The sequence below is a fragment of the Ferrovibrio sp. genome (genome assembly GCF_035304305.1).
In the GTDB taxonomy this organism is placed as follows: domain Bacteria; phylum Pseudomonadota; class Alphaproteobacteria; order Ferrovibrionales; family Ferrovibrionaceae; genus Ferrovibrio.
Genome location: NZ_DATGQG010000147.1, coordinates 1 through 9,338, shown reverse-complemented (window position 1 = coordinate 9,338; position 9,338 = coordinate 1). Strand labels below are relative to the sequence as shown.

At 67.4% G+C, this 9,338-nt stretch carries 9 protein-coding genes; all 9 read right to left on the bottom strand.

Annotated features, from left to right (window positions below):
- Positions 1-222 precede the first annotated feature (222 nt).
- A complete protein-coding gene (locus VKZ87_RS16025) occupies positions 223-1,329 on the bottom strand; it encodes a DUF1513 domain-containing protein (RefSeq protein ID WP_324222271.1) in 1,107 nt (368 codons plus the stop codon).
- The gene (locus VKZ87_RS16020; protein ID WP_324222270.1) at positions 1,319-2,344 is read right to left on the bottom strand and encodes an imelysin family protein; all 1,026 of its coding nucleotides are present in this window, start codon (positions 2,342-2,344) and stop codon (positions 1,319-1,321) included. The genes VKZ87_RS16025 and VKZ87_RS16020 overlap by 11 nt, the downstream gene beginning before the upstream one ends.
- A gap of 7 nt (positions 2,345-2,351) precedes the next feature.
- Positions 2,352-3,788 (bottom strand): di-heme oxidoredictase family protein, encoded by a 1,437-nt coding sequence (locus tag VKZ87_RS16015; protein ID WP_324222269.1) that lies wholly within the window; start codon positions 3,786-3,788, stop codon positions 2,352-2,354.
- A 3-nt stretch (positions 3,789-3,791) separates the two neighbouring features.
- Positions 3,792-5,078, bottom strand: a complete 1,287-nt coding sequence (locus tag VKZ87_RS16010) for an imelysin family protein (RefSeq protein ID WP_324222268.1) — start codon at positions 5,076-5,078, stop codon at positions 3,792-3,794.
- A gap of 11 nt (positions 5,079-5,089) precedes the next feature.
- A complete protein-coding gene (locus VKZ87_RS16005) occupies positions 5,090-5,923 on the bottom strand; it encodes an energy transducer TonB (RefSeq protein WP_324222267.1) in 834 nt (277 codons plus the stop codon).
- A complete protein-coding gene (locus tag VKZ87_RS16000; protein ID WP_324222266.1) occupies positions 5,923-6,381 on the bottom strand; it encodes an ExbD/TolR family protein in 459 nt (152 codons plus the stop codon). The genes VKZ87_RS16005 and VKZ87_RS16000 overlap by 1 nt, the downstream gene beginning before the upstream one ends.
- Positions 6,382-6,390: 9 nt before the next feature.
- Positions 6,391-7,071 (bottom strand): MotA/TolQ/ExbB proton channel family protein, encoded by a 681-nt coding sequence (locus VKZ87_RS15995; RefSeq protein WP_324222265.1) that lies wholly within the window; start codon positions 7,069-7,071, stop codon positions 6,391-6,393.
- Positions 7,072-7,231: 160 nt separating this feature from the next.
- Complete coding sequence (locus tag VKZ87_RS15990) at positions 7,232-7,948, bottom strand: NUDIX hydrolase (protein ID WP_324222264.1); 717 nt, start codon at positions 7,946-7,948, stop codon at positions 7,232-7,234.
- A 17-nt stretch (positions 7,949-7,965) separates the two neighbouring features.
- Complete coding sequence (locus tag VKZ87_RS15985; protein ID WP_324222263.1) at positions 7,966-9,231, bottom strand: MFS transporter; 1,266 nt, start codon at positions 9,229-9,231, stop codon at positions 7,966-7,968.
- Positions 9,232-9,338: the final 107 nt, after the last annotated feature.

Sequence of the window (9,338 nt, the reverse complement as noted above, 5' to 3'; positions counted from 1 at the left end):
GTTCCGGTCGGGGAAATCGATCTGCAGAATACCGGCATCCTTCCTGCCGCCGGTGCCGCTCACCGCCGACGGCCTGCCGCCGCGCTGCTCGGCCCATTGCCGGATGATCTCGTGGTCGGTGGTTGTCTTGGACGATGTCATGAAACTCTCCTTCGGCAATGCCATGGCCGCTTCCCGAAGAGTCCCACGCGCGTGGAAAGTTCCTGAGGCAGATGACGAACGTCAGACGGCAGCTGGATAGATGTGGTTGTCCCAGCGGAGATCCGTTCGGCTGGACAAAGTGGCGGGCGCGCCGCTCCACCGCGTCAGCCGCCCCGTGCCGCTGGACAGGATGAAACCGTTTCCGGTCACCGATCGCGTTGCGCCGCAGACATCCGTCGCGTTGCGCATGGCGTTCACCGTTCCGTTCTCCAGATCGCAGATCAGCACCGTGCTGCCGCGCGGACTGGTAACCGCGAGATAGCGGCCGCTGCGGTCGGTGGCGACGCTGCCGCAATACTGGCTGAGCGCGCCCTGCTGTTCGGCGGGAATCGACAGGAAATGCAGCGGCGCCTCGCTGCCGGGGCCTTCATGCATCGCGACCAGCGGAACCTCGTCCGACTCCGGCCCCTCATACTGCATGCCGATCAGCACCTCGCCTTTGCGGCCGACGGCCATGTGGCGGATGCTGAGCTGGCGCAGTTCCGCGGGCGGCCGGATCAGCCGGGCGACCCTGCCGGTCCGGATATCGACATAGCCCACTGACGGATCCATCTCGGTGAGATTCAGCTTCATCCGCGGCAGGTCGGAGCGCATCAGGATGCCGCCATTGGCGACCGCCAGATGACGGCCATCGGGCAGCAGCAGAACCTCGTGGGGGTCGAGCCCCTCAGTGGGCCACTCATCGATGCGGCGGAAACCCGCATCCGCGGCATAGACGCCCAGAACGCCCTCGCCCGTATCGGCGATGACCTCGGTGGCAAAGAGCCGCCGGCCGTCCGCCGAGAAGGCACCATGGCCGCAGAAATTGCGCCCTTCCGCGGCTTCCAGTGATTTCACCAGCTGTCCCGTGCGCGGATCGAAGACCACCATCCAGAGGCCGGGCCGGCGGGAAAACGCGACCGCCAGATCGCCATTGTGCCGGCAGGCAAAGCCATGACCGCGTCCCGGCAGCGCGAAGCTGTACCGGATCTCGCCGGCATCATCGAAGGCGCCGACGCCGAAGCCGGTCTTCATGGCGCAGGCGCTGAGATACAGCGGCCTCGCAGGGTTGCCGAACGCGGCCGAGGGCAGCAGGAAGCTGCCCGCCAGCAGACCGAGAACAGTACGTCGTGTCGGTTCAGTCGCCATCGAGCGCATTGAATCCCAGCGGAAGATCGAGTGCGGGGGGCAGCTTCTGGACCAGAAGGTTCTTCAGCGCCAGAACCTCGGCGGCCAGCGTCTCCACCGCAGGCCGCAGTGACGGATCGGCGATCGCCTCCTCCAGCGGGGACTTGATCGCATCGGCCGCGGCGATGCTGCGGTCGAAGCCGCGCTGTATCGACTCGTTCAGCCCGGTATCTGGCAGAACAGGTCTGAAGGCCACCTGATACAGATGAAGCGCGGCGGCCAGATTGTGACGGATATGCGAGAGCGACGATTCACTCCGCCAGGCCTCGGCGAGCCGCGGCCGCGCCTGTGCTGCCGATGCGCCAAGCGGCCGGGCCAGCTTGTGGTCGGCAATCAGCTCCACGGCCGTGTAGAGACTCTTGAACAGGTCGAGGCTCATGTCCTGACCGTCGGCCGGCACGTGCGTCCATTCATCGGCGGTTTCGCGGGCGATGGTCTCCAGATTGGCGGCAACGGCTTCCGCATAACGGCAGCGGAAGGCGGCTTCGGCATCGCCAGCCGTCAGTTTTGCGGCATCCTCAACGAAGAACAGGCGTTCCAGTACCGGCAGGCCCTGAACGGCGACACTGCCCCTGGCCAGCCGCTCGGGCTGTACCGCCGCAGCATCGCGCTTCGCCAGCAGATCACCCATCTGCCGGGTGATCGTGTTGCGGGAATCCGGCCAGAAGGCGATGCGCTGGCTGCGGAAGAACAGTTCGACCGGGCCGAAACGGACATGCTGGATGTCCTGCCACGCGCCGGCAGCGTCACGGTATGCCTGCTGCAGGGCCGGGAGACCGGCGGCAGCGGGCGCCTTGCAGAAGACTTCCGTGGCGCTGCGCAGCGCGGTGACGGCACTGGCGAAGGCCTGATAGCGCGGCTGCACATGCTGCGTGATCGCGGCTTCGTTCAGCCTGACATAAGCGTCGTCCGGGAGCGCCCTGGCCGGTCCGGCCAGAACGGCCACCCCGAGAACCGCGATCAGCAGCTTTCGCATGACAGCCTCAGAGCGAGTTGATGAAAGCCAGCAGGTCGGCGCGTTCCTGCTTCGACATCGCGACGACCTTCCGCTTAGCCGCCTCGGCCTCGCCGCCATGCCACAGGATGGCTTCCAGCACGCCGCGGGCACGGCCATCATGCAGCAGGAATTCATGGCCGCTGACCGTCTTCGTCAGGCCGACACCCCAGAGCGGCGGCGTGCGCCACTGCCGGCCGTCAGCCAGACCTTCGGGGCGGTGATCGGCGAGACCCTCGCCCATGTCATGCAGAAGCAGGTCGGTATAGGGCCAGATGTGCTGGTTCGACTGTTCCGGGCGATCCGGGTGGCTGCCGGTCGTGAAGCCCGGCACATGGCAGCCGGCGCAGCCGGCATCGGCAAAAATCTGCCGGCCGCGCCGCACGGCAGGGTCATCCATGTTGCGGCGCGCCGGCACCGCGAGATTGCGCGCATAGAAGGTCACCAGATCGAACATCTTGCGCGGCACTTCGACCTGCTCGGTTCCGTCATTGCCGTTCGGCGCGGCAAGGCAGTCCTGCTGCGCCGCCGTGCAGTCGCCGTGCGACACCGGCGCCAGATGGGTCGACAGGCCCATATCGCCGAGGAATGCCCCCGCCGCCTGATCCGCCACCGTGGCCGCCGCCGCCTTCCAGCCGAAGCGGCCGATCGCCACCTTGCCGAGCTCGGCGCTCCAGACGCGGTTCGGCCGGCCGGCAATGCCGTCGCCGTTGCCGTCTTCCGGATCGGCATGGGCGAGGATCGCATCCTCGGGAATGAGCTCGAGCAGGCCGAGGCCGATCATCGGCGAGGCGACGCGGGGCGACAGCATGGTGTCGGGATGCATCGGCCCGTAATTGAGACCGGCCGCCTTGTAGGCCGGGCGGCGCAGGACAACCGTTTCGCCATCGGCAAGCGCAACCGGGAACTCGGTATAGGAAATCTCCATGCGCCCTTCGGCGAGCAGTCCCTGGACGGAGAAATTCTGCAGCTGCGACCCATAGGTCGGCTCGGGGATCACCGGCACCTGCAGGGTTTCCAGCAGGCGCCGGTGACCGGCATCCTGCGGCGGAATGCTGAGACGCAGGAACATCGAGACGGCATCCTCGCCGGCCGCAGGCGGCCGGCCGCGGCCGTCCTTCAGGTGGCAGGACTGGCAGCCGCGCGCATTGAACAGCGGGCCTAATCCGTCCGAGGAAACCGTCGAGCTCGGCGACGACACCCACAATTTACGGAAGATTCCGTCGCCGACCCTGAAATCGAGCTGCCGCTCGAAACGCATGTTGGCGGAGGGATGCGAAAACGCCGAGCTGTTCAGCGGCTTGAACGACGTCGCCTGCCCCCCGGGCCGGGACTCGTCAGCCGGTTCCGACGCCCATGATCCGATGCCGGCGGCGAGGACCGTGGACAGGATCGCGGCTGAAAGCGCTGCAAGCCCGGGTTTCATATCCTAGTTCTTGCCCACCTTGTCCGGCGCATCGAGGCTGTCGGAGCCTTCGAACGTGACCGCGTTCAGCTTCAGGGCGCCGACCACGCGCTCCAGACTGCGGGTCTGCTCGCTGAGCCGGTTGATCGCCGCCTCGACCACCGCGTTGCCCTCGGGATTGTCGGGCCCGATCATCTGGTCATAGGCCTCTTTCGTCTCGGCGCGCTGCTTCAGCACCAGCATCGCCTCGTGCGTGGCCTTCAGCCGGGCGCGCATCTCGACATCAAGTTCGGCGCCGGCCTCGCGGACCAGCTGCGCCAGGCCGGCGCCCTTCACCACGGTGCCGTCGATGCGTCTGTACTCGCCGCCATAGATCGCGAGCATGCCGACGACGTTGTAGTAATGGGAGTTGTGGGTGTTGTCGGAGAAGCAGTCATGCTCCTCCTCGGGATCGTTCAGCAGCAGGCCCAGCTTCATCCGCTCGCCCGCGAGCTCGCCGTAGGACAGGCTGCCCAACCCGGTGACGATCATGCTGATGCCGGTATCCGTCCCGCGCGCGGTGAGCGCCTTGCGGGCATCGCCATCGGGTTTCCACTGCTTCGCCATCCAGGCCAGATCGTCGACCAGCATCTGGGTGGCCGTGGCAAGATACTGCGCGCGGCGATCGCAATTGCCGTTGGTGCAGTTCCGCCTGTCGTAATCGGTCCAGGGCCGGTTGCCAGCACCCGGGCCGGTGCCGTTCAGATCCTGCCCCCAGAGCAGGAATTCGATGGCATGGTATCCCGTGGCCACATTGGCCTCGACACCGCCCGCTTCGTGCAGCCTGCGCAGCAGCTTCCAGTCGATGCGCGAGGCGTCCAGCGGCGTGCCGCCGATCCTCACTTCACGGTTGGCGATTATATTGGCGGTGTATAGCGGATTCTCGTCCGCCTCTTCGCCATACTGCGCGGTATCGACATAATCGATCAGGCCCTCATCCAGCGGCCAGGCATTCACGCGGCCTTCCCATTCATCGACGATCGGGTTGCCGAAACGGTAGACCTCCGTCTGCTGGTAGGGGATGCGGGCGTTCAGCCAGGCTTCCCGCGCCGCCTTCATCGTCGCGTCCGACGGGCGCTCGATCAGCGCGGTCACCGCACGCTGCAGCCTGCGCGCCGCGTGCAGCGAATCCTCGTACATGGCCTGCGCGATGTCGCCGTAGGTCTGCAGCACCGCCTGCTTCGTGGCCTCGGACGGCGCCGCCTGAACCGGTGCGGCAGCCAGCAGAAGCGTGACCCCTGCAACCCGGATAAGCGTCCTGGCTCCGAACATGGCGTCTCTCCTTAGCGATGCCGTAAGAAAAACTGCACCGGAACGACCAGATCGAGGCGTTCCTTGCCGAGCGCCGCCGGAATCGGCGGCAGCTGTCCTGCCCTGCGGATCATGCGCTCCACGGCGTCGTCCAGCGTCTCGTAGCCGGAGCTGCGCTCCAGCCGGTAGCTCAGCACCCTGCCGGTGCTGTCAATGCTGAAGCGCAGATGCGCCACGCCCTGCTGGCGGCGCAGCTGCGCGCCGCGCGGATATTCCTTGTGCTTCTCCAGCCAGGCGAGAAGCCGGGCGTAGTAGTCCGCTTCCAGCCCGGGATTGCCGCCGCTGGTGGCTGCCGCGCCGCTGCCGGCGCCGGGCGCCACGCGCTCGCCGACGGCGCCCGGAGAGACCGGCGCCGCGGCAACTTCCGTGGTCTGCCGTTCCGGTGCAGGTGCCGGTGCGGGCGCCGGAGCGACTTTCGGCTCGGGCGGCTTCACGGCTTCCGGCTTCGGCGGTGGCGGCCGACGCTGCGGTCGCGGCTTCGGATCGGGCTTTGGCACCTCTTCGATTGCCGGCTCTTCCGAGCGCGAGGCGATCACCGGCGGTGTTTCCTGCGTTGCCGCAACTTCCGGCTCCGGCTCGACGGGCTTCTCCTCCACCTTCTGCGGCTCGGGATCAGGTTCGGGAGCCGGCGGTGGCGGTGCCGGCACGCTCGGGATTCCGCCGGCTGCGAGCGAGATCTCGATGCCATGCAGGCCCTGATCGACGGCGCCGGTGGAGTTCGACCAGGGCAGACCGATCACCAGCAGGGCGACCGCGGCGCCATGGGCGAAAAGCGAAACCGCGATGGCTGTGAGCCGGGCGCGCATCAGCGTCCCGCGCTGCCGGCCGATGCGTCTTCTGCGACGAGCGAGATCTTTGCGAACCCCGCCTGGCCGACCATGCCCATGACCTGCATGACGCGGCCGTATTCCAGCGCCGTATCGCCACGGACATAGACGACGGAGTCAGGTTCCTCACTGCGGATCGCGCTCAGGCGAGCGACCAGATCGGCTTCGGAAACGGCCTCCTTGCGGATGAAGAGCGCGCCCGTCCTGTCGATGCTGACGACCAGCGGTTCCTGCGGCGGCGCCACCTTGGCAGCGCTGGTCTTCGGCAGCTGCAGCGGCACGCCGACCATCATCAGCGGCGCCGCCACCATGAAGATGATCAGCAGCACCAGCATCACATCGACGAAGGGCGTGACGTTGATGTCCGACAGCGGGCGGTAATCGGCAAATTCCTGGTCGTAGTCGCCGCCGCTGCCGCCCAGGGGAGAGATCGCCATGACTGCCCCTTACTGGCCGGCGTCGGCCTGGCGCACCGGATGCACGGGCGCACGCGCGAACTGGCGGGCGGCCTCCGCGATGGCGGCGCTGGTCCGCTGTCCCATCCGGCCCAGATCGGTGCTGAGCTTGTTGTAGGCGATCACCGCCGGGATGGCCGCGACGAGTCCGAGCGCGGTGGCGAACAGCGCTTCGGCAATGCCGGGCGCAACCACCGCCAGGCTGGTATCGTTGCTGCCGGCAATGGCGGTGAAGCTGTTCATGATGCCCCAGACCGTGCCGAACAGGCCGACGAAAGGCGCCGCCGATCCGACCGTCGCCAGGAATGGCAGGCCGGGTTCGACCTGGCGCAGATGCTGAACCATCGCCTGGCGCATCGCCGCCTCGAGGCGGCGGCGGAACTCGCTGCGGGTTTCGCCGGGCTCCAGTCCCTCGCGCTTCTCGCGTGCCGCGGCGGCGATCAGATTGCCCGGCAGGCCGGGCGCCTGCTGCCGATCGCCGGCCAGCAATGCATCGGCCTTCACGGCGTTCTCGAAGCTGCGGATCGCGCCGCGCAGCCGGGCGAAACGGACCAGCTTTTCAAAGACGATGGCCCAGCAGGCCACGGAGGCCATGACCAGCAGGGCCATGACCGCCTGCACCACCGGGTCGGCTTCGAAGACCAGGGTGGCAAAAGAGAAGTCGTGCTGCATCAGCGGCTATCCGTTCGGCCGACGTTATAGTATACGGCGATAATGATAGTGAGAACCGGTCGCAATTGATAGGCTCTTTGCGGCGCCTGTCAACGGCCCGCGGGCGGGAATCCGTACCGCGATAATGACCGCCGCCTGGACGCGCGGCGGCGGCGCGCCGTCAGCCGCGGCGGAAGCGATGCTCGAGAATCGCGGTCTCGCCGTAGCCGGCAGCTTCGGGAATGCGGAAGACGCGCCCCTCGGGCGTGTCAGCCGGCTCGGGCACCACCGTGACGATCTGCCGCGTCTCGGCCGCCGCCAGCGCGTCGGCGACTGAAGCAAAGCGCGCCAGCCAGCGCAGATTCATATAGGTTGCGAACATCAGATTGAGCTCGGCCGCCTCGGCCGCCGCGACGACCGCCCGGGGCCGCAGCCACACAGCGGACATCACTTCCCGCAGATCGGCCGCGGCGACCTGCCGGGACGGCCCCCGCGCGATGAAGAAGCGGGTGTCAAACCGCTTCGGCAGATGCGGCGGTGTGATCCAGTGGGCGAAGGGGGTCAGCCGGTGGGTGGCCGGGGTATATCCGCCCGTCTCGAGCAATGCCTGGAAACTGGCGGCCGGCGCCACCTCCGCCGGCTCCGGCTCGACCAGCAGCAGGCCGCATTCCTCATAGGTCTCGCGGATGGCGGTGACCCGCAGCGCGGCGTCGGGCGTACCGCCGGAAGCCAGCGTCTCGTCCGCTGCGTCCTTCGTGCCGCCTGGGAACACGAACTTGCCGGCGGCGAAGCTGGCGGACCCGGTCCGCTCGACCATCATGACTTCCGGACCGTCAGAGCCATCGCGCAGCAGGATCAGCGAAGCGGCGGGACGGGGAACGGCAACGGTCTGCGACATCGGTGGTCTCTCCACGGTCATGCGGATGGCGGGCGGATCGGAGTCGGGGAACGGAAAACGGGCTGCAGCAGAAACGGCAGGGCAGCACAGAGAATGCCAACGGCTGCGACGATGAGGGCGATCTGGTAGTTGCCGGAAAGGTCATGAAGATAGCCGGACAGCCAGGCGCCGAAACCGGCGCCGACATTGCTCATGGCGTAGATGACGCCGTAGATCGCGGCGGCCGCGGGACCGGTGAAGAGGCGGTTCGACATCGTCGCAATGATCGGCCCGCGCGCCCCCTGGGCGATGCCGAAGATGGCGACATAGGCAACCAGCAGCCATTCGGAAACGGCGTAGCTCAGGGCGAGCAGGCAGAGGATGCCGAGGAAGGTGCAGCCGAAGCTGAGCAATCCGATCGGGCGCAGGCCGAAGCGGTCCGAGAGCCAGCCGGACAGGATCACGCCGCCGACCGACAGCATGCCCGACACGCCGAAGGCGGTGGCGGCAGTGAGCGGCGCATAACCGCTTTCCACCAGCAGCGGCACCACCTGCACGATCACGACATACATGCTGAAGCCGGTGAAGCCGAAGGTCGCCACCAGGCCGAAGAACTCCGGGCGGCGCAAGGCCTCACGGAGACTCAGTCCCTGCTCTGCGTCTCCGGTCGCACCGTGACTGGCACGGATCGTCGGCAAAGCCGGTTGCAGCCGCCGCCAGGGCAGCAGCAGCGTGAGCAGCGCCAGCATGCCGACGGTCAGGCCCAGGGCCGTGTAGGTGTTGCGCCAGCCCTGCCATTCGATCCACCACTGCGCCAGCGGCACCACCAGCAGCGAACCGGTGCCGAGGCCGGCATAGGCGGCGCCCATCGCCACCGACATGCGGCGGCGGAACCAGCGGCCGATTACCGCCGATGCCGGCACGATGCCGATCGCGGCGATACCGATGCTGGCGAGAATGCCGACGCACAGATACAGCGCGACGATGCCGTCGGCCCGGGCGCCGCCCAGCATGGCCAGCGCAATGAGCGCCACACCCGTGAAATAGCAGACCCGGCCGCCGAAACGGCGCAGCAGCCAGCCGGCCAGGGGCGCACTCAGGCCGGATGCAAGCATGTAGGTGGAATAGACTCCGGCCGTCTGCTGCCGGGTGGCGCCGAATTCCTGCTCGATCGGCAGCAGAAAGACCATCCAGGTATCGGCGACACCCCGCGAGATGAAAACGAAACCGAACGCAACGGCGAGGGCGAAGAACGCGAACCGCCCTTCGCCCTCTTCCGCAGACAACCGCGGCGCGCCCACCATCTGCCCTACTGCACGATGGTCGATGGCAGCCACAGGATCAGCGCGGGGAACATCGCCAGCAGGAGAATGACCAGCATATGCGCCAGCACATGCGGCGCGACGCCGAT